We start from the raw sequence: 23,082 nt of genomic DNA, 5'->3' as shown, positions 1-23,082 counted from the left end.
AAATCAAATAAAATCCGGGGTTTAGGTCGGAATGAAGCTGGCGGTTTTTGGAGAGGCAACTGTTAGTCTGGGCGGGCAACTCGTTCCGCGCGTACCCGCGAATTTTCTTCGCATCATAGTCTATCTGCTTCTCGAGAGTCCCAATCATTCTGTTTCCCGCGGCAAGCTTGCGCAAGTTTTCTGGTCCAATACGGATCAGGCCCATGCTTCCATGAATTTGCGCCAGAGCCTGGCGCGCATCCGCAAATTTCAGGAACAGTACGGCCTCAACCTTGTCCAGGGCGATGCCACATATGTCTATCTTAACCTGTCGCAGGTAAGGGCAGAACTGCTCAGCATCGATCTTCTTGAATATCTGGAATTTGCGCAGTTGGGTGACATAGAGTCTGTGCTCAGTCTCGCTGGCCTTTATACTGGCGACCTGCTCGCGCACAACGAGCCGCAGAACTCCGACTTCGATGAATGGCTGGACGTCCAGCGCGTCAAGCTGCGCGATGATCTGATCACGACACTCTTGAAAATGGTCGACCAGCCGGTTGGCGTTAGTATCGATGAAAAGCGCCAATGTGCTCGCAAGCTGATCGAGATCGATCCCTATCAGGAGGTTGGCTATCGCACATTGATGCAGACGGAGTCGCAACTGGGTCTGATCGCAAAGGTCGAGCGAACATTCCGCGAATGCGCCAAGAAGCTCCGTGACGACCTTGATGTCGATCCGGAAGAAGAAACGATCGAGCTCTATCAGCAGCTGCTGCCCAAGCTTTCACCAGCGACAACGCGAGCCCTGATCCTGCCGCAGCCCGCTCCTCCGCTGGTTACCAATGGTGTGGAGATCCAGACCCCGCAATCGATCTTGCCGACGATCCAGATCGAGCAGAACAAAAAGGCTGGTCTGCCGCGAGTCATGGTCCTTTATATGCCGCATAATGCAGCGGATCCGATGGAGCAGCTTGCAGCCTCGCTGGTAGACGATATCACCATCGGGCTTTGTCGTCTGCGTACGCTGTCGGTTGTGGCGCCCTATACATCGAAGAGGATTGTCACCGATTCCCCGATAAACAGTTTTGAGGGTTTGCGTGAACAATTCGGCGTCAACTATGCGGTCGACTGCAAGATCGTTCGCCTCGACGGTTTCTGTTTCCTGTCGGTGAAGCTTATTGATGTCGCCACCCAGGAAATCGTCTGGGCGGAAAAACAGAAGTTCGATTATGTTCTGCCCGAGCAGCAATACCGCCAACTGTCGATCCGCATCATCCTCTCCGTCGTCTCGCTCATCAAGAAGTCCGAACTCGATCGCTACAATAAGCTCTACCAGGATCCGAACGCCTACTACTGGTATCTGATCGGCAAGAGGGATGTCGACAGATCTCGACCTTCCGAAATTGCGTCAGGCGCGCCAGGCCTTCAAGAATTCTCTCACTGCGTCACCGGACTTCGTGCCGGCGCTCAGCGGCATCGCGCGCACGATGCAAAAGGAATGGCTCATGCTTGCGCGGAGTGAGAAAGATATCCTGCTTGAGGGTGAGCAGGTTGCCAAGCGCGCCGCACCAACCGATCCGGACGATGAACGGCCTTTGCGCGAGCTTGGCACCATCAGCATGTATCTCGGCAAATTTGACAACAGTCTTGAATATTTCGACCAAGGCGAATCCATCAATCCGCAACATGCCGATCTGCTTGCCGATTATGCCGATGCGCTGACCCACTATGGCGATCTCCATATGGCCCTCGAAAAAATTGAACAAGCGATTCAACATAATCCCCTCGCTCCGGATTATTACTATTGGGTGGGGGCAGGAACTCTTCACAGCCTCGATCGTCACACCGAAGCCATCAGCTTTCTTGAGAAAATGAAAAACCCCCGCGCTGCAGCCCGCCTCATGGCTGCAAGCTGGGCGATGCTTGGCGAGAAGGAAAAGGCGACCGAATACCGAAACTATGCGCTGGTAGATAGTCCGACCTTTCGGATTGATGAGTGGACCAAGAGTGTTTGTCTGAGGGTTCCCGAACAGCGCGCAAAATATGAAGCATCCTTGCGTGAAGCAGGGTTCCAGTAGTCTTCAACTTCAAATCCAACACAGGAATTATCTGCATGGCGAAGTACAGAGCACGATGAGTTTTGGTTGGTCAATGTTGAGAGGGGGACTTCGTCGCCGGCTGACAGGGCTTTAACGGCCTGGGGTGCACTTGATGATGAGTTAGTTAAGATTGTTACGAGAACGCGAAAAAGCACGGAATAATCGCAATCAAGAGAGTAGATATTGCGGTCGCTGTAAGCAGTCGATCCAATGTGCATTCGACGATCTGGATGTGATAAGAATAAGGTAAAGTACTGGACATTAAAAAGATGAAGTGAATTGTTTTCTTGATCAAAACCGGAATCGTTATATCTTTGCCGTGTGGGCTCTCCTTCATAGAAAGGTTATTCGCATGGCAAAGTATCAAATCGTGGATGACTCAGACACCAACAAGCTCTGGCTTGTGAACATGGAAACACACAGTGCCGAGTATCTCGATCGGGAGGTGATCGGTTCCTTGGGATTAGCAGGCCTGGAATTCTTGAATTCGATCAACAAATTGACAAACCGCGGAATAGCCGCGGGCGATAGTCGAAGCAATGCGTCTGAACGGGCGCTCTCCTTCGATGGCCGTAGCCAACCGTCCGAGCGGGCTCTTTCCTTCGACGGTCGCAGCGATCCGTCCGAGCGGGCGCTCTTCTTCGACGGTCGCTGCAATCCGTTTGAACGGGCGCGTTCCGCTGGTCCGGCTGCTTTAGACTGACCACGTTGCAAACACGTTCCGACGCCTGGACGGTTTGCAAGATTGCCTGCTTCGGGTGTTCCCCCGCCAGGAGGTGATCGACCGGACCTTCATCAACACTTGGCAGAATCGGAAGGTCGTCGATGCGGTCAAGACGACGGGCCACAAGCAACTGATCATTGCCGGCCTGTGACGAGATCTGTGTCGCGATGCCGGCGATCCAGGCGGCCTGATGAAGTGGCAATGAAACCATTGGCAGGGATTCCGGTTTTGGTTATTGACGGCGGACGAAGCGAACCTTCGTGTTGCCGCCCATCTCGGTGAACCCATCATCGACAAAACTAACTGATGCAGACGTCACTGTGAACCGATTGCGCCGCACTTTTCCTATTTGGCATCGTCCGGATGGCCGAGGCAACCGGTCTCGACCGGATCGGCATTCCTGTGTGTATGGCCGTTCGTCCCAACAGCGGCATGCTAGCCGTCAGCCAGGGCAAAGGCATCAGCGCCGCCCATGGAGGAGCTTCCGCTTAGCTGCGCATATCGGCCCCTAGTATTATTCGGAGACAGATTCACGGTAGGGCCTCACGCCGGTTCGCGCCGGAAATTCTGGGTTGGCTCGCGACCCAACCCAGCCAGTCAAACAAGTTTACCTGAAAGCTGACGTTGATTGCTGGATGAAGCCAACTAAGGGGAGGCACTTTCCGGCCGCGCAGAGCGGACATTCATGCACTCCGCGTCGGCAACACACCCGAGCTTAAGGCGGAGGAATGGCCGGGGAAAGGCGACCGAAGAAGTGCGTTCAAAAAACATAAGCTTTTTCGCGTTCGGAAGATCTGCCACGGACCGGGACCAAGGAAATCCCCTCGCGGTACTTCGGCAAAGGCTGCTTCAACACGTTCATCGACAGTAAGCGCTGTTTGTCTGGTACCTTGACCGCGAGCGTATTGCCGTTTCGAATAGTATCGCTGTGTCAGAGATCGCAGCAATGCGCCAAAAGCGGTCATGTCGAAGGGGTTGGCGATGACCAAAATGGGGCCGGAAGGAGACTGGCAGGTTCTGGAGAGCGAGGCCAAGAAGGCAGACTTACGCGGTAAGCCGCGCCGGGCATCCGGTGAATCACAGCTCCAGAGGCGTTTCTTGGAAGTATTTTCCGGGAGAGGCACCGAAGGCCGCACGAAAAACGGCGATGAAGGCGCTGGGGCCTGAGTAGCCGAGTGCAAAAGCGATGTCGCCGACGCTTCGGCCACCGGCGAGCCACTCCACCGATTTCAGCAGTTTCGCCTGCTGTCGCCAGGCGCGGAAACTCATCCCTGTCTCAGATTGGAAGTGACGCTGGAAGCTACGTGGGGACATGGCCGCACGTGACGCAAGCTCATCGAGGGGCCAATCTGCGCCCGGCTCATTCCGCATGTCTGCGGCGATGTCCCGGAGGCGTTCGGATGCCGGCAACGGGAGAGACAACGGTGCGACCGGACTCGTCTGGAGCTGGTCGAGAATGACTGCCACAAGTCGTTCGGCGCGGAGGCTGCCCGCATCCGCGCGAGGTATTTCCAGAAACGCTAGGATTAGCTCGCGCAGGAGCCGCGTCGTACCGATCACGGAGACTTCCGGTGACAGGCTCGCCACCGCGTCGGGGCGGAAAAAGACATAGCTGCGCTCCGTCTCCTGCAGGTAGGTCACCTCGTGGAGGACCCCGGACGGCACGAACACGGCGCGTTCGGGTGGGATGATGAAGTAACCCCGCTCCGTCTCCAGCCTCAGCGAACCCCGCACGATCTGGAAAAGCTGCGCCCGGTGGTGCGTATGAAAAGCGTAGGTCCGCCCGGCGGGCTCTGCTCCGCCCTGAGCGACAGCGGTATGCGGATAATCTCCGAACCCGTCTTCCGGCAAATGAACGTTGATCAGGTTGTCGCGGGCAATCATGGCGGCTCAGAGACATAATTTGTCAGACTGCCGATAACACGTCTGACGGCAATTCACTAGGTTGGCATTAACTCAGCACAACTTGGACGAAGGTCATGACACTGGAATTCCAAATGGCCGAAATCCCGGAGCGCCTTGCCCGCGGCCTTCTGACGAAGCTACCAGCTTTGAGGTACGGAGCCTCCGTCGTTGTGGGCTGGTGGCAACGGAGCGAGACCGAACACGCACTGCACCGACTATCGGATCGTGATCTGGCGGACATAGGTATTGCGCGTCGCGATATTCGCGAGTTCGCTTGGACTGGGACCGTCGCAGCCAGCGAGCGACGAAACAGATCACCGGCCGCCGCCATGGATGCGCTTGCCTGCGGGGAATCCCATGCCCCGAGCGGATGGGTGGAAGCCCTCGCTGATCCCTTTCGCGACGGCTCACGAATTAATGCGATGTCCACGAAGCCGCGGTCAACGCGATAGCGCCGTCGGTCTTGAAACAAGCGTTACTAGAGAGGCAGACAGAATGCATGATGACGGGCTTTTCGACGAGAAGATCGCTGCGACCTACGATGATGATAAAGGCATCTCTGCGCCAGAGGTGATCGAGCCGGCCGTTGATCTCCTGGCCGAGCTCGCAGGAGGCGGGCGCGCCTTGGAATTCGCGATCGGAACCGGACGTATCGCACTTCCTCTCGCGCGGAAAGGGGTGCAGGTGGAGGGCATCGAGCTTTCGAGGCCGATGGTGTCTCGCCTTCGCGCTAAAGAAGGAGGCGCGGAGATCTCGGTAGCGATCGGCGATATGGCAACGACGGATGTCGCGAGACGGTTCTCACTCGTCTACCTGGTTTTCAATACGATAAACAACCTGACATCGCAGGACGCTCAGCTCGCCTGCTTCCGGAACGCAGCCGCGCATCTCGAACCTGGTGGACACTTCCTGATTGAGGTCGGCGTGCCACCGCTTCAGCGGCTGCCGGTCGGCGAGACGATCCTGGCATTCGACCACGGCGAAACGCATTGGGGCGTCGACGAGTACGACGTGGTGAACCAGAATTTCTCGTCCCATCACATCTGGCTCCGTGACGGAAGCTATGAGCGATTCTCAGTACCGTTTCGTTATGCCTGGCCAGCTGAATTCGACCTTATGGCGCGACTGGCTGGTTTAAGGCTCAAAGAGCGTTGGGGCGGCTGGAAAAAGGAGCTGTTCACGCAGGTCAGCGATAAACATGTCTCCGTCTGGCAGAAGGTTGAAGGTTAGGACGCGTGGAGCGAAGCGTCATCACCCTCGTCCGCAACGCGCCGATGGGAAGCCGGCCGCTTTCAACGCCATGCCGCTGCTTCCGGTCACAAGCAGCAGGCAACGAGAGCATCTCCTGCATCTTGGCTTTATCGTTGGCGTGTCCGCTTTCAGGATCTGTTGAAGCCAGCCCAAACGACCGACATGAGGCGCGAAGCAGCCGTAGTTTGTTTGGCTCCCTTCATTTCCGTTTAGCCAGAAAGACCGCATAGTGGCAAAGTACAACCATGAGACGTGAATGGGTCTGCAGCTCATACCTTTTCGGGACGTTATCATAAGCGAATTGGTGAAAAATGGCGTCTTGACATGGATTGTAGACATTTAAGCTACAACCAAAATTGTTCGAAATTCGCGTATTATCGGCATTTTCAAAGGAACATTTATTCATAACATTTCGACATTGTACGGATAGAATATTCCAAGAGAAAGGAGAACGCTTTCTGGTCCGATGCTGCAACGTGATTTGACACCTCACGATGAGGGGACCATGCTCATACCACCCGTATGCACGCGTGTTCAGCTCAATCGGTATACTCATACAGAAAGCTCAATATGACTGAACCTGAGCAGCATTCTTCATCACTAAGTCTTCCGCCTCACGTTCAACTTATTCAGATGGGTACTGCCTACTGGGCATCCAGAGTTGTCTACGCTGCGGCCAAATTGGGTCTCGCAGATCAGCTTAAGTCAGGAACTAAGAGTGCAGAGGAGCTGGCGGGCGCTATCGGCGCGCATGCCCCTATTCTGCACAGGTTGATGCGCACGCTCGCAAGTTTGGGCATCCTCACCGAGCGGACCGAGCGACGGTTCGCCCTGACTGACTTGGGTCAGGCGCTGACGACCGGCGCTCCCGGCTCGGCAAGGGCAACCCTGCTTACCGTTGGGAGCTATTGGTTTGACGGCTCCTTCGATCACATCGTCCATTCCGTTCAGACAGGTGAAACCGGCTTTGAAAAAGTTCAGGGGATGCCGGTCTTCGAGTACCTCGCGCAGCATCCTGATGACGCCTCCCTGTTCAGCGAGACGATGGTCGGCATTCATGGCGAAGAGCCTCCGGCAGTTGCGGCGGCCTACGATTTTTCCACGTTCGAGACCGTTGTCGATGTCGGCGGCGCGACTGGCAACATGCTGGCAGCCATCCTCACCCGCCATGCCGGGCCTCGCGGGATCCTGATCGACAGGTCGCACGTGGTGGGGGACGCGCCCGCTTTGCTCCAATCAAAAGGCGTGATCGACCGTGTAACGATAGAAGCCGGTGATTTCTTCGACACCGTGCCTGCCGGGGGCAATGCCTATCTTCTGTCGCACATCCTCCATGACTGGGGTGAAGATCAGTGCCTCAGGATCCTTGGCCACGTCCGCAAAGCCATGAAGCCGGGCGGCCATCTGCTTATTGTGGAGATGGTGTTACCGGCCGGCGACGCGCCGCATCCAGGTAAGATGCTTGATATGGTGATGCTCGTACTCCCTGGAGGCCAGGAGCGGACTGAGGCCGAATACCGCTCCCTTCTTAGTAAGGCTGACTTCCGTCTCACGCGTGTCGTGCCGACCGATTCCGCGGTTAGCGTGATAGAAGCGGTTCAGATTTAGAAGGATCTGTCGCAAACTGCCTTTAGATTTTTGTGCCCAGTCAAAAACCACTCTAATCGGCCTATCCAAACGCGTATGCCCCATTGGTCTCGCCAATTGAGGCTAGATGGCCCGTATGTGCTCCTAAAGTTGCATAATGTCTCGTGTGGAACGATGGGTGGCACCCCCTTTTTGTGCGGCTGCGCGCTTCGATATCTGCTGCGCAGGTCACCGTGCAATAAATTGTCCGGTGATTGCCTTCTCCAGTCTTCAAGTTCCTCTCAGCCCCGCGGGCAGAGTTGTTTCAAGAGGACGACATTTTGCTTAGATCGCCCGCGCGCGTATCAAATCGCGCCTAGCGGCCGGTGCCCGATAAACGCCTTTCTTTAAGCGTCAGTTAAGAAGGCACAAGGAGGATGGCCATGCGGACGCTACTGGCAGCCGTGGTTCTGGTGTCGGGGTCTGCCGCATCCCACGCCCAGGACGACGTATGGAAGGCACCCAGCAACACGGCGACTGCTGTCACCGGAGATATCACTCTTGGAACCGATCGGATCGTTTTTGCCAATGGAGAGAGCATCAGGCTCGTTCCCGTCGAAGGCCGGCTTGGCGTGTTCAAGGTCGACCCTCCGGCCAATCCTGTGCTTATGAACGGCAATCGCCTGTGCGGCGAGAAGGATGTGACGTATGTCGTTCTTGCCCAAGGAAGCGTTGTCTCCCTCTTCATGAAGGTATTCGAGGGGCCTGACGTGCCTCAGGAAGCTGTGGCCGATCCGCATCCGCAGAAGGGAACCTGCGCGACATACAATTTCTCCCGCTAAGGTTGCTCAACCAGCGTCAGCCCGTTTCGGGGTGGAACATTTTGGGGCAGTGTTGCAAACTCACATGGGGATCACAAGGTCAAGTTGCTTTGGGTCAGCGTGCCGTCCTGCTGAACATGTTGGCGAGGGCCCATCGACTGAACTCAGTGATAATGACGAAGGATGGGTCGACACGGACCAGAAATAGTAGATTTGGGAAAATGTGCTTTTGGCAAGGCGTGAACAGCGGATGCCGACCATCCGACTTTCCTGCCATTTAGGGTTCGTCGGTCCCAAGCTCGTGCTTCCTACAAACTCGAACATTACAGAAATCCTTAGAAGGTTAATCCCCAATTGCGTGGAGCAATGCCAGCACTCCGTCATACTCCTGATATCATACTTGAACATAAGATCGGCTGCCCTAAATGGGAGATTGAATTGACCTGAACAGTGGGCGTATTTTGCCAATATGAGCCATCCATTCCCGCCAGTAACGATCGAATCCCGCCGCTTGGGCAAGCCCGAGAACATTTGCTCGGTCACAGAAGCCGCCGAATTTTTGTTGATGAAGTGGCCTGTGCACCAAGGCCCAAAACTAAAAGCAGCCCGTCAGCGTTGCTTTGACGCTCTGGACGGAAACGCATCGGCTGCCGATGCGCGCTCTGCATTCATTGAAGCCGCCAAGGAAGCCGATATTTTCGTCGACTATATCAATCAGGGCAAATAGCCCCGCTGGTTTTCACATTTGTGTTTTCAGTGCAATTGGTGTTCACGGACCCGCCGAGATTTGAGAAATCCGAAACTTTAGATGGGAACTGGCTGAATGAATGCTCCGGACGCTGGCATTGAGATAAACACCAATTGGTTGAACTGACAGCCGGATTGGTGGCTGCTTACGTCAGCAAGAATGCAGTGCCATTGGCGGATACAGCTTAATCGACGATGTGCATGCGGCATTCGCCGGCGTTGCCCAAGCCGTTGAAGAAACTGCGGTTGGCGCGCCGAGACCAGAGCCAGCAGTAAATCCGAAGAAGTCAGTTACCCCGATTACATCATCTGCCTGGAAGAGGGGAAAAAGTTCAAATCGTTGAAACGCCATCTGATGAAATCGTTTGGGCGTTCGCCTGAGCAATACGGGGGGTTAAAAAAACTGTTCCAAATCATATCAACTGGAAAGGATCATGAATCGGGCAAGCGTATGATTTGGAACAAATCTTGTCGCCCCAAGATAGGTCTGAATGCCGGTGCGAGCGATCCGAGCATCGGCAACAAAGCTTGCCGTCATCACGCGCGTTCCCGCGACGGTGACAGCGTCTGTGAATTGCATGGGAACGTCCCTATTTATAGGTTCAGTGAGACGGATCGGAGGACAGCCATGGAAGCCAGAACCGCCACGCGACAAGACCTCAGTCATGTCTTCGCGCATCTCGCCGCCAGAATTAGCCAAGAATTTTCAGCAGCCGGAGAGACTGAAGGAGGCGCCAAAGAGCATCTTTTGATGGACCTAAGAGAAGGTCGAGGACACGCTTTGCGAGAAGGAGACCAAATCCTGGCCGTTATCACGTGGCATGAAGATGATGGAAATGCGTACACTTCTTTCGCAGCTAATGAAGCGTTTTTCGCAGCGAAAACCGTTCGCTTCTGCAAACGACATATTCAGCAAATCCAACAACTTTGCGGCAACATTCCTGTCCGGTCGGTGATCTGGAGTAATCATCCCGAGGTCGATCGCCGGTTTGCTGCGATTGGGTTCAACAAGGACGAAACGAACGAGAAAAGCACCACCTATGAATTGCCTCCTCGTGAAGATAAGTCAACCTAGATTTTCGGAGGCGTTGCCGAGACTAGGAGCTCCGCTTCGCCCGGCTCTTGTTCGGATAGCTTTCCGTATTCGTCGATGAAACCATCCAGCCCGCGCAAGCTGCCATCCCTGGTGAAGGTGTTCATCCGCGCATCTGACAACGCCTCCCGCGTGATGATCGTCCTGTCCGGATGTGCAACCGATGAGTGCGCGGGCAGCATCCGATTGGTCTTGAAGTGGTCGGCTTTCTCGTTTTCGGACATCTGCTCGAGCGGTCCCATTCAGCTAGCGTGCTTGCCCCAGAACTCTGTGAACCACCAGGCGACCCACGGCCTTGTGTCTTCTACTTTGCTCATTTCGGATTCTCCGCAATTTGATCCTGTGAGGATCACCGACGTCGGTCGATGACCTGCGCAAGGGATAGCCCCGCCGGGCTCAAAAATCCGGTTCTTACCCCCCGCAATCGAAACTGTCCATCTGCGATCCCCTCATTTCATCTGCGCCGTCCGTCAGATCCACGGCAGGAATCAGAGTGCAGTTTCGTCCGCCATGGAGGAAACGGTTTGATGACACTCGGTCCTTCGAACAATATCTTACGGCAAAGTCGTTGCGGCTGAATCAATCAGTAACCGGTCATTTCGAGGTATCCTCGCCCTGTATGGGAGCCTTTGAAGCTTATTGGACCTTCCCAATAGGGCGTACGCGTCGCCATCCAAGCCTCGCGGTTGAGCGCGGTCGCGGTAATATTGAGATTGCGAGATGGCAATTCGATGCGCCATGCAACCGGGATATCGCGGCCGGCCACACGCGCGGTGTCGAGCGGCGTCAACTTCAGTGTCCCTGGAGGTAACGGCGTCGGCTTTCCTTCTGCGGAAATCCATGTTGTGGATGTAAATCCGCTACCGCCATCCCGCAGGCGAAAGCCCATCAGCTTTTCACCGCTGTCGAGATGCAAAGAGAACCAGTCCCATCCGGTCTGGTCTGCTGCCAACGGCTGTGACGACCATTCCCGGTCTAGCCACGCTTGCCCTGTGACGGCAACCTCGCCTTCCGGCAGATCAAGCTTGCCCTCGACGGAGTAAAAAGGCTGCGAGTAATAATAGCTTGCCTGCCCTTTTGCGGATTTCACGGAGTAGCCGTTCTGGCCCTGCAGAACGAGAGGACCGGTTGCGTGAAGCCTTAGATTGTAGCGAAACTTCGCACCAGCAGCCTTGAGGTCGATATCGGACAGCCCGTCTTGTTGGCTGCCGCCAACCAAGCTTTGCATCTGCCAATCGTCGATCCAGGCCGCAAAGGGGGAGGCGGTCACGCCGGCCTGGCCGACTCCACCACGGGCAAGGCGCTCGGCGACATATTGCTGCGATTGCGTCGTCAACGCCGCGTGGCCCATCCAGACCTGCGGGCTCGACCAGCCGGTCTTCTCGCCCGGTGCAAGTGCTGAGCGAAAGAGCGTCCATTGTACGCCATACTCCGTGCCGTCGGCGGATTTCAGGTTTGCCGTCAGATACCACCACTCGATCCGATAATTCGGATGCGACCCATGATCGACCGAAAAGTTCAACGCGATCCCGGGCTGAGGAACCGCAAATCCCTCCGCGGTCGTACCAAGGCCGGCAAAGCCCTGGGCACTAGCCGTGCCGCCGAAAGCGTTGCAGAGCATAATCACGGCAGAGAATGTCGACAGCAAAGATCTAGCGTTCATTGGCGAAGACCTTCAGAAGATCGGTGGGCGTGACCCGCGCGAGACGCTTCAGGGGGAACAGCGCCGACAGCAGCGCGGCGGCAAGCTCGATCGCCCCAAGCCGCAGCCAGTCGGCCGGGAACAGATGCATCGGCAGCCGCCATCCGAATGCCTCGACATTGACGATCGCGAGCAGTACCCAAGCAAGCCCGATGCCGACCGGTAGCGCAGCAAGCAGGGTAATGACGACGAGCACCATGGCTCGTGCCAATTCAAGAAGAACCAATTGCCGCCGCGTCAATCCCATCGCCCAAGCTGGTGCCAATTGCGGCAGCCGCATCCCCGACAGGGTCATCAGGCTTGCAAACATCGCCAGGCCCGCAACCGCAAGGGTCAGTACATTCAGCGCCGCCGTCACAGCAAACGTCTGTTCGAAAATTTGAATCGACCGGCGTTTGAGACTCGCTTGATCAACCACGTTCTGCTCAGGAAGATCGAACTGCTTGCGCAGTTCGCTGCCCACTCCGGCGACGTTTGCTTGGGCCAAGCGCAGACCGTAGCGAAGCCGGGAGACGTCCGGATAGTGCGATGTCAAGGCAACTATGCCGACGATGACCTGTCCCGTCGGATTGCCATAGTCCGAATAAACTCCCGCGATCACCGTCGTCCAGCCGCCGGGCAGGATGAGAGGATCGCCGATGTTCAGATGATGGCGGCGCGACAGCTGCTCATTGACCAAAGCAGCCTTGCCGCTGGCCACACGATCCCAAACGTCGGACGTCGCCTGCAACAGGGGCCAGTTGTCGCGATAGGTCGCATCATCCGCTACGCCGAAGATCTGCACTGGCTGTCCTTGGAAGTCGCCTTCGACATTCCAGACCGGGAGGATGGCGTCTACCCGAGGTGTGAGCCATTCGCGAAGGGCGGTAGCCTCAGTCTCGGTTCGTGCCGTGACGTAGAGTTCGGCAGCCAGTCGCTGATCGAGCCAGCCGGTAAACGTCAAGCGGAAGCTTGACACCATCGTTCCCACGCCGACATTTGCGGACAATGCCAGCAAGAGTGCCATCAGCGCCATCGAAAGGCCGGGCAATTGCTGGCGTGTGTCCGCCCAGAACCACGCCGTCACGGGTCTCGCCGACCAGCGCTGCATGACGAGCAGGAACAGCGCGAGGAGGACCGGCAATATTAGCGCCGCTCCCAGAAGCAGGCCGCCGAGGATGGAAAATCCGGCGATCAGCCCCGTACCCCAACGAGCGAGCGCAAGCGTCAAAGCAAAAAGCGCAATCGCGGCTATCGCCTGGATGCGAAACGCACCTTCCGACGCCCGCGCCCATGCACGCGGTTGTGCCGGTGCCAGCAGAGGCATGCGCCAAATGCGCCAGAGACTTTGCGCGGCCGACAAAAGTGTTCCGAAAACCGCAATGCCCAGTCCCGTCGCCCACCATGTCGGGCGCAACGTCAGCGCGCCCGGAATACTGGCGCCATAGAGACCTTGCAGGGTTGCGGCGACTCCCGGCAGAAGAAGCGATGCGATGAGATAGCCAAGCGCCACCCCGGCACCGCCTGCCACCAGCGCCAGCATGATCAGTTCGGTCAGCAAAAGTCCCGTCAGCGATCGCGCCGACAAACCGAGCGAACGCAGCGTCCGGAAGGTTGAGCGGCGCTGTTCGAAGGCTAGCCCGATTGCGGAATAGACCATGAACAACCCGACCGCGAAGGCCAGAAACCCGAACGCGGTCAGGTTCAAGTGGAAGCTGTCGGTCATTCTCGCCAAATCGCCCCGGGGGTCCGGTTTCTTCAGCGTCAGTTGCGGCGCAGTCGTCGCAAGCGTGGCACGATCGACGGTCTGATCCGGCGAGACGACCAGGCGGCTGATCTGGCCGGGCTTGCCGAGCAGGGACTGGGCTATCCCGATATCGGTGATTGCCATGCCCGGCAGCAGGTCTTTTGCGATCCGCAATGGCGGCGTTTGCTGGCCTGCCAGCTGTTCTACCGTGGCTGGCGAAACGTAGAGCAGCCCCGGTGGGGTGATGAACGGCAGAAGACTATCGCCTCCTGCCAGATCCACTTGCTGCGCTTCGCGCGGCAAGCTCACAGGATCGATGCCGAGGACGTGCAGCCGCGCGGCGCCGAGACGCAGCTGACCCTCCAGGACTGGAGACACCAGCCAGCCTGCCCGGCTGAGATCGACAAAGACCTGCTGCGGGATTGTTTCCCCGTCCGCCGATACCAATTGTTCGAGGCGATCCTGTCCCAGCATCGACGCCGCACGATCGTAGCTGGCACGCGCCTCAGCATTGATCGCCTGAACACCCGACCAGAGGGCGGTCGCCAGTGAGAGACCCATGAGCAGCATCGCCAGTTGCATCGGCTGCCGGCTCCAATGGGAAAGCAAGGCGGACATGCTCGCATAAAACATCAGGCGATCCGCCCGGCCTGAAGGTGCACCCGTGCATCGAGCCGTTCGGCAAGCCGCGTCGAATGCGTCACCATTAATAGAGCTGCCCCGGTCTGCACCACCAGTTCCAGCATCAGCGCCAGCACCGCATCACCGGTTGCCTCGTCCAGATTGCCCGTCGGCTCGTCGGCGAGCACCAGCTTTGGACGCGCAGCCAGCGTCCGCCCGATCGCCACCCTTTGCTGCTGGCCGACGGAGAGCTGTTCGGGGTAGCGCTTCAACAGGGCTTCAAGCCCAAGCTTCTCGACCAATTCCGATTGCCAAGTCGAATTGTAGCGTCCAGCAAGGCGCGCGTGGAAGGAAAGATTGGCTGCTACATCAAGCGAAGGGATGAGGTTGAACTGTTGAAACACCAGTCCGACCACACCGCGCCGCAATGCGGCGCGGCCGACGTCGTTCAGCTGCGAGATATCCTGACCGGCGATTTCGATGCGGCCGGAGTCCGGATGATCCAGCCCTGCCGCCAAGTGCAAAAGTGTGCTTTTGCCGCTGCCTGACTCTCCGGTCAAAGCAAGGCTTCGGCCGACATCCAGCCCGAGGTCAACCTCGCGCAGGACCTCCAACGGCCCTTCTGCTGTTCGATAGGATTTACTCACTTTTTGAAGCGCGACGAGCATTGGCTCCTTCGTGGTCAGGCCACCACGCAGATTTCTTAACGACTGATCTAATCGTCCCTAGAACGAATAAAAGGCGATACCGGAAATTCGGCGCAAATGACGATCGCTCTCACTGCGGTGGCACTGGTGTCGGCGTCCCGCCAAACCAACCAGCCGCATAGGCAATCACGATCAATACCACGATCACGGCTACGCCGTACCAGAGGCGCCTGTCCTTGAGATCCATCGTTACCTCCTGTTATCCTGCTAAGTGTTGGCCAATGGCGAATCCTTTGAGTCTTTGGCCGACATTTCCCAGATCGGCGACCCATTTGCCCACTGGTCGGCACAGAGTAGGCTGGATCAGGGTCTTTGAGAAGCGCGCGGACATTGCCGGGCGGAAGCGACACGCATGACCGAGCCGCTTCCGCCTCAGGCGGGCGTGTTCTTCCCACAATAGGACTGCAATTCGCTGGAAGCCGCTCTCCTGGGGCAGATTTCCTGTGGCTTCTGACTTAGCATTTCAATTTGAAGCGGCAAGGCAGAGATGGGTGCTGAATTTCTGCTTTCGCATTTCAGTTATAGGCCTTGATGCGCTAACGGCATCCGGAGCTTGCTGATGAGACCGATTCTCCCAGCGGACGATTTCCAGCATCGTTGCGAAACGGAAGACCAAGCGCTGATATCGGTAAAGGCCCCTCCCGGACTCGCTGTTTATGGTGCGTTTGGTTTCGACCACGACTACGACCACCCATCAGTCTGGCTTTCAACATTTGCATCATTTGATGCGGGACAAGGCGACTTAGGTGCGGCCTTTAGTTTTTCTTGTTCCTTGAAATTCCGGACGATTGTAGTATGTTAACAAAATTCGTTTTTGTTAAACACAGGAAGTGCCCTCATGACTGCTAAGCTCGCCTTCCGCACCCGCCAAGGACGGACAAGTGGAACTACCAAACGCGTGCGTCGTGCGAGCAAAGAGCAGCTGCAGCGCATTGAAGTGCTGAAACGGCAGCGGGAACGCATCCAAGCTGTCATTGCGAGCGCCAAGCGATCCGGATTGCTGGAAGAGAACTGGGCGCATCGCCGGGCGTGTGAGCGCAGAGCTGATTGCCCAGGCGAAGGCCAGGACCGGTTTGACTTCCGACACGGAGCTCGTGGAATTTGCTCTTGCAAGTTTGGCGCTCGAGGACAATTTTGCGGAGACATTCCGCAAAACACAGGCAACAGTGGATCCATCTCTGAAGCTCGGATTCTGATTTGGCTGAATTTGATTTTGATACAGCCGTTCGCTGGGCACGGTTCGATCCTAAAAAGACTCTGAGTCGTCGCAAGGATGGCGATCTGCCCTTTCTTGCTGACGCAGCCGAGGCGGGCCCCGACCTCCTGCTCGACACAAGCGTATACATTGATGGTTTGCAGGGCCGCGCCCCCCGCTTAATCGCCGATATGCTTGCGCTCAGGCAGGTCAATCACTCGACGATTGCAATTCAGGAACTCATGCACACCGTTGGCGTACTGGATCCCAATCATCCAGGTACACAGACAGCGGTTAGCCAGATCGCTACAACTGTGAAGGATATGCCTTCCCATCGGACTTTCGCACCCGATCCAGATGTTTTGGGCAGAGCCGCCCTGCTTTCTGGCATGTTGTGTCGCCTGCAAGGCTACAAAGCCGATGCGCGTCTTCGCGCTCTTCATGACTGCGTGTTGTTTCTACAGGCTCAAAAGCTTGGCTTTACGGTTCTCACCGGGAATGTCAGTGACTTCGATTATATTCTGCAGCTCATACCAACCGGTCGCGTCATTCTGTATCGACAGATCTGACTGGGTTATCTTGCGAAAGTTCCTAAGGAGACATTGGATTGAAATCGGGACAATCAAGGATCGAATTAGCTCAAGAACTCAAAGACGAACTTTCCCAAATGGGCGCCCGGAGGCGCGGCTGCATTTGGCGCTCTTATCTCTGGTGCCTACAAGCCCAGCAAGGGTGAACGCATCGGTGTTCTTCTGTGCGGCGCAAACAGCCACGCAGTTCGATTTGGGGCCAATTGAGATGGGGCAAAACAAAAACCGTCTTACCAACGATCTTGTGCGCTGGGCTGATGGGGAAGGGGACGTCCAGGTCCGAAAGCCGCGGATGTAACGCAAGCCATATCAACAGGATGGCGCGACCGCGCGAACCGGCCGCGCCAAAACCTTGGAAACCTTTTCGCCCTTCGCCTGCTGTCAGGGAACGATGCCCCGGCAGGCCCAGGCTACGTTTGCAAAAGACCTCGGACCGTCGGGTCGGCCCGCCTCGTAAGCGTCGCGAACGGCGGCGGCGGTGCGTGCCCGTTCCGCGGCGTCTAGTGTGGCCACATATTTACCGAGTGGCCCTTCGCCCGCGGCAATCGGTGCCCAGTAGTCGTCGAAGCTTTCGTAGTCCATGCGGATCATCATCTGGGTTTCCGCAACGTCCACGAGACCCTGCTCGAGAAAGGTTCGTTTCATTTCGCCGGGCTGCATCATCGGCTGGAAGCAATAGCGTGCGCGCAGCTGGCGCCCGCCTTCGTTGAGTACCGCCACCGTGTCGACCATCATGCGCATGCCGGGCATGCCGCCGAGATGATCCCAAACGGCCGCCGCGACCACGCCGCCGGGCCGTACGACGCGGCGCATCTCGGCGACTGCCTTGCTGGACTCGGGCACGAAGTGGAGCACCAGAAGCGCCAAGGCGCGGTCGAACGTGCCGCCCTCGAAGGGCAAGGCGCAGGCATCTGCCTGCCGGATCTTTATGCGCGAGTCGGTGTTGCGCCGGATTGCCTCCTCGACGAAGACGGGCGAATAGTCGATCGCGGCGATCTCGCCGAGATTGGCGGTTCTGGCGAGCGCGAAGGTCAGGCTTCCGGTGCCGCAGCCGACGTCGAGAATTTTTTCGCCGTCGGCCAGCCCCGCGAAGTCGATGAACAGGGGCGCGAGTTTTTGGCTCCAACGGCCCATGAGTTGCTCATAGCTGTTCGCATCGCGGACGTTGAAGTTTGAGGTCATCGAAGTCTCCACAGACGTCATCCGACGCACTAGACCTCAAGCGGCCCTGACGATCTCGGTGAGTTCGACTTCGAATACCACATCACGGCCCGCCAAGGGGTGATTGGCATCAACCGTTATCTCTTCCGAATTCACATCCACGACATTAAGCGTCATCGGTGTGCCGCCGCTTGACTCCGCCTGGAGCTGCATTCCCGGCCTGACATCCATATCGGAAGGAACTTTGGAGCGTGGGACTGTCTGAATCTTGCGCGGGTCGTGCGGCCCGAACGCGTCTTCAGCGGGAATCTCAATGGTTTGTATGTCGCCGACATTCATGCCGACAATCTGCTTATCGAGCCCTGAAAGAACCTTTCCTGCTCCGATCTCGATTTGCAAAGGCTCGCGTTCCTTCGAACTGTCGAACGTTGTGCCGTCCGCAAGCATGCCGGTGTAATGGATGCGAACGATATCGCCAATTTTTGCTTGAGTCATGGTTCAAACCTTTCAGTCGGGAGTATTGGCTTTAGCCGACACACTCTTTGCATGACGACCAACTGGGGGTTTTATGCCGATGAGCTTGTTACGCTGGCATGTGCAGAATGCCCCCATACCAATCCAAGATCAAGGTGGTCTTCGCGGCTTGACCCATCGGACTCCCCCAATGTTTGGGGGCGTTTTCCGTTTTTGTGCCTGGAGGATTGACCGACCTCCTCTCACAAGGCGCATCATGCAATACTGGGGATCGATCTCACTTGGGAACATGCCAAACCGTACTCGCTAACGTTGTTTGTGATGACAACGGGATGGGCCTTGTTCGACAAATTTCTATGGCGACTTTGGCCGCTGAATCGCTTTGTTCGCACCCCTGATCTCAATGGGACGTGGTTGGCGGAAATGCATTCCTCATATGAAGATCCGATTACAAAGGAGAAAAAGGGACCTATTTATGGGGGGATGTCACTTTGTTTGAACGACAGGCGTGTTAATCGCCTTACGGAGAGTTTCAGGCGAGTTGGCCGACGCCCGCCAAATCGCCAGAACGCCACCTGCAGAAGATCGTCATCACCCGTTGTGGCCGGCATTAACTGCATCGAAATTCGTAGCAAAAAGTCCCATCACTCGGTCCTGAGATACTTTGCGACAACTCCACCTTCAACGCGGCACAACTCTGCGACAAACCGCAGTTATGTTGTCGACGTGCTTGAAAACTGTCCCGTCGACTTAACCAGAGATTGTCATGAACAAGTTTTGTTAGCTGATACGCACTGGCTTGCCAGAAACTCAACTCTGCCAAAGCGCAGACTGAGCCGGCTGACGCGAGCTGACTCATATTACGGTGGTGCGGCACATCACAGAGCCCACCCCCGAATAAAACATGAATATATTTCAAATTTAATAGTATAGTCTCATATTATGTGAGAATCGCTCACTCATCTCTCAATGCTGTCAAATAACGAAGTTGTGATATATTTTGCAACGCAATATATTCTGTCGCCCTATCATCACCTGATGTCCATACCTACTTTCGCATGTGCGAAAGGAATCCTCCTAGCGCAATCAATTCGGCAAAGAATACATTCGCTGTTCACGCAACGCTTGACATAGAGAGTATCTCACCATGGGTAATCTACTAAAAGGCATCTCAACATTTCGCGGCGCAGTCTACCCAAATGACTCCGCCCTCTATCGTAAACTTGCAAGAGAGGGACAACAGCCACAGGCTCTGATGATATCTTGCGCTGACAGTCGGGTGATGCCCGAAACCATTACCCAATCTGGCCCCGGGGAACTATTCGTTTGTCGCAACGCCGGCAATATCGTTCCCCCGTTTTCAACAGCCAATGGTGGGGTATCGTCTGCGATCGAGTATGCGGTTGTTGCGCTCGGTGTCCGTGACATAATCGTGTGTGGGCACTCGGATTGCGGAGCTATGAAAGGTCTCTGCCACCCGGAAACGCTAATTCCCATGCCCAACGTGGCGGCATGGCTCAAACATAGTCACGCGGCCTATTCCATTGTTTGTGAGGCGTACCCAGCGGACCTTTCCGGGCATGATCGCGTCCGTGCTGTCGCAATGGAGAACATCATAGTACAGCTTGACCACTTGCGCACACACCCCTCGGTTGCAGCCAAACTCGCCACCAATGAGATAGCCTTGCATGGCTGGTTCTTCGACATCGAGACGGGGGAAGTCCAAGTCTACGACGGAGCAGTTTCGGCATTCATAAAAGCTAAGGAAGATCAACCGCTGCCCGCAGCAGTGATGGGGCGTGGCAATCCTCACGTCACACACCAGACAACCAATCTCGCTGCGGAGTAAATATCTGATGACCAACACTTCATTATCTCGCGATCTGGCATCCTCGCTGGTGGTTTTTCTCGTGGCTATGCCTCTATGCCTTGGCATAGCGGTCGCATCAGGCGTCCCCGTTGCCATGGGGATCGTTTCCGGCATCGTCGGGGGCATTATTGTCGGGCTGTTGGCAGGTTCGCCACTTCAGGTGTCTGGTCCGGCAGCCGGACTTGCTGTGATCGTTTTCAGTTTTGTGCAGCAGTATGGTGTGGCAATGCTTGGACCCGTTTTGGTTGCGGCCGGACTTCTACAGATCCTGGCCGGGTTCTTGAAGATTGGCTCCTGGTTTCGTGCCATCTCTCCGGCCGTCGTTCATGGCATGCTGGCCGGCATCGGTATACTGATCATTCTAGGACAGATTCATGTGGTAATGGGCGCAGAGCCAGCTGCCGGCGGACTGGAGAATGTAGCCGCAATTGATAATAGCATCGGCACTCTATGGCGTGGAGATGCCAACGCGCTGATAGCACTTGGCGTCGGCGTTGCCTCGCTTTTAGCTATGGTCGCTTGGGAAAAATTTCGCCCAAAAGCACTATCGCTGGTGCCGGGGGCGCTGATTGGTGTTGGTCTTGGCACCGTGTTAGCAGTTGTTCTTCATTTGCCAATCGTGCGAGTTGAAGTGCCGGATACCCTGCTGCAAGGATTGTCGTTTCCAAACATCCAAGATTTCCTGCAGCTTGCCCAACCAGGGGTCATGATCACAGTATTGGTTATTGCCGTTATTGCCAGTGCCGAAACGCTCCTGTCAGCAGCGGCGGTCGACCGCATGCATGATGGCAAGCGCACGCACTTTAATAAAGAGCTGTTTGCTCAAGGTGTTGGAAACAGCATATGTGGCATGCTGGGGGCCTTGCCTATCACCGGGGTCATTGTTCGATCGTCTGCTAACATTCAAGCGGGAGCCAGAACTCGTCTTTCCACGATTTTGCACGGAGTATGGATTTTTGCGCTCGTGGCGATGTTTCCGCAGTTACTCGGCATGGTGCCGTTAACAGCTCTCGCAGCGGTACTTCTCGTTACAGGCTGGCGGCTTATTAGTCTGCATCATGTCCGCCATCTCTTTGATCATCACGGGTGGGTTCCGGTTGGTATATGGGTGGCAACGGTCGCTCTGGTGGTTATTCAGGATCTATTGATCGGCGTTGCAACAGGTTTGGTATTATCGGTTATGGAAATTTTGCCATATCTACGTCAACGGCTGCATATTCGCGAGGAAGACAAGGACCATGCGATCAGTCTCATGCTGAAGGGTGCAGGAACATACAAAGATGTGCCGAGACTGCTTAATACACTGGAAGGTTTGCCGAAGGACAAAATGGTCGAAATCGTTTGTGTTGATCTTCAGTTTCTGGATCACACATGTACCGAAACAATCAGTGAATGGCTGCGCCGCGAGAGACGATCTGGTAGGCAGCTTGCAATGATGAATACTCCTGCTGGACACCATCCGCGACTAATCCCGCACTTCAAACGTTTTTTGGCCGAGGTAGCGTGACTCGGCTCCCATAAACTCACCTAATTGTACTGGGGCACATATGGCACACTCGGGCCTTTCGCCCGGCTGATCAAAACCTTGAGACCGGGAGCGACGACTTCCGGTCCGGCGGGACGCTCTGCGTGCACGGCCAGCAAAGCTTCCGAATCCGAACAGAAACGGGTGCAGTTTTTGACGCAACTACCCCTCGACGCGCTGCAAGCTATGGAACAACACTGGCGCAAAGGTTCCCGCTTTGTACCTCGAAAATCGCATAACGTCTCGTCCGGAACGGCTCTCAGACCATCCGTTTTCTGAGCTGCAGTTCGGCTTCGTTAAGGGGGCATTTGAAGTCCGCTTTCGAAGCAGCCTGATGCCGTGTTGCCGGGTACAGGTCGAGGAACCTCGTTGGAGGGGACGACGTCTTCGCAGTCAGATTCGGTGCCACGACGCCGATTGGCAGACGGCCAACATGGGCGTCGATTTAAATGCGGAATATCCGGCAAACCGGATCAGATGAGACCGTATTGTTCCGCCTTATTGCGTAGGAAGGGCAGACCCTTGTCCATGACCTCTTCCATATCGCGTGCAACGGGGCGCCAGACGGCCAGGCCAAAGGCTACTTCGGGCGGCATGTTGATGAAACTTTCCATCGCAAGTCCGCCCTTAAAGCCGATCGCCGCGAGCGCGGCGTAGATCGCATCCCACGGAATGTTGCCATAGCCAGGCGTGCCGCGGTCGCTTTCGGAAAGATGGATGTACTTCAGGTGATCGCGGGCGATCAGGATGCCGTTTGCCGCCCCCTTTTCCTCGATATTCATGTGGTAGGTGTCGAGGTGAACGAAGATATTGTCGGCGCCGACACGCTCCACCATATCGACGGCCTGCTGCGCCGAGTTGATCAGGTGGTTCTCATAGCGGTTCACGGCTTCGACGCCGAGTTGGATGCCGTGCTTGTTTGCATGCTTTGCCGCCGCGTCGAGCACCTTGGCGATGTTGTCGTATTCGCCCTGCGTCGGTGGCACACCGGTGCGCTCGCCAATGCCGCCAAAGATAACGCCGGACAGGGCCTCGGCGTTCATTTCTGCGGTCTTTTCGATCGCAACCTTCAAGTGCTCGATTGCGGCATCCGGGCGGATGGAGGCCCAGGCATGTTCTGGCAGTCCGAGCGAGCAGACCGCGCGCAGCTTGTGCTTCTCAAGCAGGTCGCGGGTGTGTTTGGCATCGACGGCGGGCGCATTGAGCAGCGCGATCTCAATGAAATCCATCTTGTAGTGCACGGCTCCGGCAATCGCCTTCTCGGCGCCTGCGCGATCCCAGTTCATGGTCCACATGCTGGTGTGAACGCCGAAACCTTCCATGGTC

Annotated in this window: 23 protein-coding genes and 1 pseudogene; 15 read left to right on the top strand and 9 right to left on the bottom strand. The window is 56.3% G+C overall.

Annotated features, from left to right (window positions below; translation table 11 throughout):
- Positions 1 to 31: 31 nt before the first annotated feature.
- The 5 genes and pseudogenes from N8E88_RS12200 (at position 32) to N8E88_RS12180 (ending at position 3,294) form a co-directional block, all read left to right on the top strand.
- A complete protein-coding gene (locus N8E88_RS12200; RefSeq protein ID WP_262291947.1) occupies positions 32 to 1,501 on the top strand; it encodes a BTAD domain-containing putative transcriptional regulator in 1,470 nt (489 codons plus the stop codon).
- Positions 1,485 to 2,057 (top strand): tetratricopeptide repeat protein, encoded by a 573-nt coding sequence (locus tag N8E88_RS12195; protein WP_262291946.1) that lies wholly within the window; start codon positions 1,485 to 1,487, stop codon positions 2,055 to 2,057. The genes N8E88_RS12200 and N8E88_RS12195 overlap by 17 nt, the downstream gene beginning before the upstream one ends.
- Before the next feature lie 373 nt (positions 2,058 to 2,430).
- Entirely contained in the window at positions 2,431 to 2,781 is a 351-nt protein-coding gene (locus N8E88_RS12190; protein ID WP_262291945.1) for a hypothetical protein, read from the top strand.
- A gap of 55 nt (positions 2,782 to 2,836) precedes the next feature.
- Positions 2,837 to 2,990, top strand: a pseudogene (locus tag N8E88_RS12185) (hydrolase); the annotation flags it as partial.
- A 175-nt stretch (positions 2,991 to 3,165) separates the two neighbouring features.
- Positions 3,166 to 3,294, top strand: coding sequence for a hypothetical protein (locus N8E88_RS12180; RefSeq protein WP_262291944.1), 129 nt, complete (start codon positions 3,166 to 3,168; stop codon positions 3,292 to 3,294).
- Between the two features lie 585 nt (positions 3,295 to 3,879).
- On the opposite strand, the gene N8E88_RS12175 is transcribed toward N8E88_RS12180, so the two are convergent.
- A complete protein-coding gene (locus N8E88_RS12175; protein WP_262291943.1) occupies positions 3,880 to 4,686 on the bottom strand; it encodes an AraC family transcriptional regulator in 807 nt (268 codons plus the stop codon).
- Positions 4,687 to 4,781: 95 nt separating this feature from the next.
- On the opposite strand from N8E88_RS12175, the gene N8E88_RS12170 reads away from it, so the two are divergent.
- The 5 genes from N8E88_RS12170 to N8E88_RS12150 all read left to right on the top strand — a co-directional run bounded on the left by N8E88_RS12170 (position 4,782) and on the right by N8E88_RS12150 (position 9,072).
- Positions 4,782 to 5,159, top strand: a complete 378-nt coding sequence (locus N8E88_RS12170; protein ID WP_262291942.1) for a DUF1127 domain-containing protein — start codon at positions 4,782 to 4,784, stop codon at positions 5,157 to 5,159.
- A 43-nt stretch (positions 5,160 to 5,202) separates the two neighbouring features.
- Positions 5,203 to 5,937, top strand: coding sequence for a class I SAM-dependent DNA methyltransferase (locus tag N8E88_RS12165; protein WP_262291941.1), 735 nt, complete (start codon positions 5,203 to 5,205; stop codon positions 5,935 to 5,937).
- Between the two features lie 591 nt (positions 5,938 to 6,528).
- The gene (locus tag N8E88_RS12160; protein ID WP_262291940.1) at positions 6,529 to 7,566 is read left to right on the top strand and encodes a methyltransferase; all 1,038 of its coding nucleotides are present in this window, start codon (positions 6,529 to 6,531) and stop codon (positions 7,564 to 7,566) included.
- A gap of 401 nt (positions 7,567 to 7,967) precedes the next feature.
- Positions 7,968 to 8,366 carry a hypothetical protein gene (locus N8E88_RS12155; RefSeq protein WP_262291939.1) on the top strand — a complete coding sequence of 133 codons (399 nt, stop codon included), beginning with the start codon at positions 7,968 to 7,970 and terminating at the stop codon, positions 8,364 to 8,366.
- 448 nt (positions 8,367 to 8,814) lie between these two features.
- Positions 8,815 to 9,072: a DUF982 domain-containing protein gene (locus N8E88_RS12150; protein WP_262291123.1), complete on the top strand. Its 258-nt coding sequence runs from the start codon at positions 8,815 to 8,817 to the stop codon at positions 9,070 to 9,072.
- 438 nt (positions 9,073 to 9,510) lie between these two features.
- On the opposite strand, the gene N8E88_RS12140 is transcribed toward N8E88_RS12150, so the two are convergent.
- Positions 9,511 to 9,672: a hypothetical protein gene (locus N8E88_RS12140; protein ID WP_262291608.1), complete on the bottom strand. Its 162-nt coding sequence runs from the start codon at positions 9,670 to 9,672 to the stop codon at positions 9,511 to 9,513.
- 48 nt (positions 9,673 to 9,720) lie between these two features.
- Between N8E88_RS12140 and N8E88_RS12135 the strand changes: the two genes are divergently transcribed.
- Positions 9,721 to 10,167: a hypothetical protein gene (locus N8E88_RS12135; protein WP_262291591.1), complete on the top strand. Its 447-nt coding sequence runs from the start codon at positions 9,721 to 9,723 to the stop codon at positions 10,165 to 10,167.
- Here N8E88_RS12135 and N8E88_RS12130 read toward each other — a convergent pair.
- The 4 genes from N8E88_RS12130 to N8E88_RS12115 all read right to left on the bottom strand — a co-directional run bounded on the left by N8E88_RS12130 (position 10,164) and on the right by N8E88_RS12115 (position 14,902).
- Positions 10,164 to 10,427, bottom strand: a complete 264-nt coding sequence (locus N8E88_RS12130; protein ID WP_262291124.1) for a hypothetical protein — start codon at positions 10,425 to 10,427, stop codon at positions 10,164 to 10,166. The genes N8E88_RS12135 and N8E88_RS12130 overlap by 4 nt on opposite strands.
- A gap of 341 nt (positions 10,428 to 10,768) precedes the next feature.
- Positions 10,769 to 11,848, bottom strand: a complete 1,080-nt coding sequence (locus N8E88_RS12125; RefSeq protein WP_410010535.1) for a lipocalin-like domain-containing protein — start codon at positions 11,846 to 11,848, stop codon at positions 10,769 to 10,771.
- Positions 11,838 to 14,246: an ABC transporter permease gene (locus N8E88_RS12120; RefSeq protein ID WP_262291125.1), complete on the bottom strand. Its 2,409-nt coding sequence runs from the start codon at positions 14,244 to 14,246 to the stop codon at positions 11,838 to 11,840. Before N8E88_RS12120 ends, N8E88_RS12125 begins: the two co-directional genes overlap by 11 nt.
- Positions 14,246 to 14,902 carry an ABC transporter ATP-binding protein gene (locus tag N8E88_RS12115; RefSeq protein WP_262291126.1) on the bottom strand — a complete coding sequence of 219 codons (657 nt, stop codon included), beginning with the start codon at positions 14,900 to 14,902 and terminating at the stop codon, positions 14,246 to 14,248. The genes N8E88_RS12120 and N8E88_RS12115 overlap by 1 nt, the downstream gene beginning before the upstream one ends.
- A gap of 1,236 nt (positions 14,903 to 16,138) precedes the next feature.
- Between N8E88_RS12115 and N8E88_RS12110 the strand changes: the two genes are divergently transcribed.
- Positions 16,139 to 16,705: a type II toxin-antitoxin system VapC family toxin gene (locus tag N8E88_RS12110; RefSeq protein WP_262291128.1), complete on the top strand. Its 567-nt coding sequence runs from the start codon at positions 16,139 to 16,141 to the stop codon at positions 16,703 to 16,705.
- Between the two features lie 402 nt (positions 16,706 to 17,107).
- On the opposite strand, the gene N8E88_RS12100 is transcribed toward N8E88_RS12110, so the two are convergent.
- On the bottom strand, positions 17,108 to 17,908 hold the full coding sequence (locus N8E88_RS12100) for a class I SAM-dependent methyltransferase (RefSeq protein WP_262291938.1): 801 nt from the start codon (positions 17,906 to 17,908) through the stop codon (positions 17,108 to 17,110).
- 36 nt (positions 17,909 to 17,944) lie between these two features.
- Complete coding sequence (locus N8E88_RS12095; RefSeq protein WP_262291937.1) at positions 17,945 to 18,382, bottom strand: FKBP-type peptidyl-prolyl cis-trans isomerase; 438 nt, start codon at positions 18,380 to 18,382, stop codon at positions 17,945 to 17,947.
- A gap of 300 nt (positions 18,383 to 18,682) precedes the next feature.
- Here N8E88_RS12095 and N8E88_RS31835 point away from each other — a divergent pair, with 300 nt between their 5' ends.
- The 3 genes from N8E88_RS31835 to N8E88_RS12085 all read left to right on the top strand — a co-directional run bounded on the left by N8E88_RS31835 (position 18,683) and on the right by N8E88_RS12085 (position 21,738).
- A complete protein-coding gene (locus tag N8E88_RS31835) occupies positions 18,683 to 19,294 on the top strand; it encodes a hypothetical protein (protein WP_410010566.1) in 612 nt (203 codons plus the stop codon).
- A 214-nt stretch (positions 19,295 to 19,508) separates the two neighbouring features.
- Complete coding sequence (locus tag N8E88_RS12090; protein ID WP_262291936.1) at positions 19,509 to 20,210, top strand: carbonic anhydrase; 702 nt, start codon at positions 19,509 to 19,511, stop codon at positions 20,208 to 20,210.
- 7 nt (positions 20,211 to 20,217) lie between these two features.
- The gene (locus N8E88_RS12085) at positions 20,218 to 21,738 is read left to right on the top strand and encodes a SulP family inorganic anion transporter (RefSeq protein WP_262291935.1); all 1,521 of its coding nucleotides are present in this window, start codon (positions 20,218 to 20,220) and stop codon (positions 21,736 to 21,738) included.
- Positions 21,739 to 22,229: 491 nt separating this feature from the next.
- Here N8E88_RS12085 and N8E88_RS12080 read toward each other — a convergent pair whose 3' ends face one another.
- Complete coding sequence (locus N8E88_RS12080; protein WP_262291934.1) at positions 22,230 to 23,078, bottom strand: sugar phosphate isomerase/epimerase family protein; 849 nt, start codon at positions 23,076 to 23,078, stop codon at positions 22,230 to 22,232.
- Positions 23,079 to 23,082: the final 4 nt, after the last annotated feature.

It is taken from the genome of Phyllobacterium zundukense, from assembly GCF_025452195.1.
Taxonomy (GTDB): domain Bacteria; phylum Pseudomonadota; class Alphaproteobacteria; order Rhizobiales; family Rhizobiaceae; genus Phyllobacterium; species Phyllobacterium zundukense_A.
This window is presented reverse-complemented; position numbering and strand designations above follow the sequence as displayed.

Excerpts from the sequence above, each read along its gene's own strand:
- N8E88_RS12200 (WP_262291947.1), top strand. The coding sequence starts at position 32 with ATGAAGCTGGCGGTTTTTGGAGAGGCAACTGTTAGTCTGGGCGGGCAA.
- N8E88_RS12195 (WP_262291946.1), top strand. The coding sequence starts at position 1,485 with ATGCTTGCGCGGAGTGAGAAAGATATCCTGCTTGAGGGTGAGCAGGTT.
- N8E88_RS12190 (WP_262291945.1), top strand. The coding sequence starts at position 2,431 with ATGGCAAAGTATCAAATCGTGGATGACTCAGACACCAACAAGCTCTGG.
- N8E88_RS12180 (WP_262291944.1), top strand. The coding sequence starts at position 3,166 with ATGGCCGAGGCAACCGGTCTCGACCGGATCGGCATTCCTGTGTGTATG.
- N8E88_RS12175 (WP_262291943.1), bottom strand. The coding sequence starts at position 4,686 with ATGATTGCCCGCGACAACCTGATCAACGTTCATTTGCCGGAAGACGGG.
- N8E88_RS12170 (WP_262291942.1), top strand. The coding sequence starts at position 4,782 with ATGACACTGGAATTCCAAATGGCCGAAATCCCGGAGCGCCTTGCCCGC.
- N8E88_RS12165 (WP_262291941.1), top strand. The coding sequence starts at position 5,203 with ATGCATGATGACGGGCTTTTCGACGAGAAGATCGCTGCGACCTACGAT.
- N8E88_RS12160 (WP_262291940.1), top strand. The coding sequence starts at position 6,529 with ATGACTGAACCTGAGCAGCATTCTTCATCACTAAGTCTTCCGCCTCAC.
- N8E88_RS12155 (WP_262291939.1), top strand. The coding sequence starts at position 7,968 with ATGCGGACGCTACTGGCAGCCGTGGTTCTGGTGTCGGGGTCTGCCGCA.
- N8E88_RS12150 (WP_262291123.1), top strand. The coding sequence starts at position 8,815 with ATGAGCCATCCATTCCCGCCAGTAACGATCGAATCCCGCCGCTTGGGC.
- N8E88_RS12140 (WP_262291608.1), bottom strand. The coding sequence starts at position 9,672 with ATGCAATTCACAGACGCTGTCACCGTCGCGGGAACGCGCGTGATGACG.
- N8E88_RS12135 (WP_262291591.1), top strand. The coding sequence starts at position 9,721 with ATGGAAGCCAGAACCGCCACGCGACAAGACCTCAGTCATGTCTTCGCG.
- N8E88_RS12130 (WP_262291124.1), bottom strand. The coding sequence starts at position 10,427 with ATGGGACCGCTCGAGCAGATGTCCGAAAACGAGAAAGCCGACCACTTC.
- N8E88_RS12125 (WP_410010535.1), bottom strand. The coding sequence starts at position 11,848 with ATGAACGCTAGATCTTTGCTGTCGACATTCTCTGCCGTGATTATGCTC.
- N8E88_RS12120 (WP_262291125.1), bottom strand. The coding sequence starts at position 14,246 with ATGTTTTATGCGAGCATGTCCGCCTTGCTTTCCCATTGGAGCCGGCAG.
- N8E88_RS12115 (WP_262291126.1), bottom strand. The coding sequence starts at position 14,902 with ATGCTCGTCGCGCTTCAAAAAGTGAGTAAATCCTATCGAACAGCAGAA.
- N8E88_RS12100 (WP_262291938.1), bottom strand. The coding sequence starts at position 17,908 with ATGACCTCAAACTTCAACGTCCGCGATGCGAACAGCTATGAGCAACTC.
- N8E88_RS12095 (WP_262291937.1), bottom strand. The coding sequence starts at position 18,382 with ATGACTCAAGCAAAAATTGGCGATATCGTTCGCATCCATTACACCGGC.
- N8E88_RS31835 (WP_410010566.1), top strand. The coding sequence starts at position 18,683 with ATGACAACGGGATGGGCCTTGTTCGACAAATTTCTATGGCGACTTTGG.
- N8E88_RS12090 (WP_262291936.1), top strand. The coding sequence starts at position 19,509 with ATGGGTAATCTACTAAAAGGCATCTCAACATTTCGCGGCGCAGTCTAC.
- N8E88_RS12085 (WP_262291935.1), top strand. The coding sequence starts at position 20,218 with ATGACCAACACTTCATTATCTCGCGATCTGGCATCCTCGCTGGTGGTT.
- N8E88_RS12080 (WP_262291934.1), bottom strand. The coding sequence starts at position 23,078 with ATGGAAGGTTTCGGCGTTCACACCAGCATGTGGACCATGAACTGGGAT.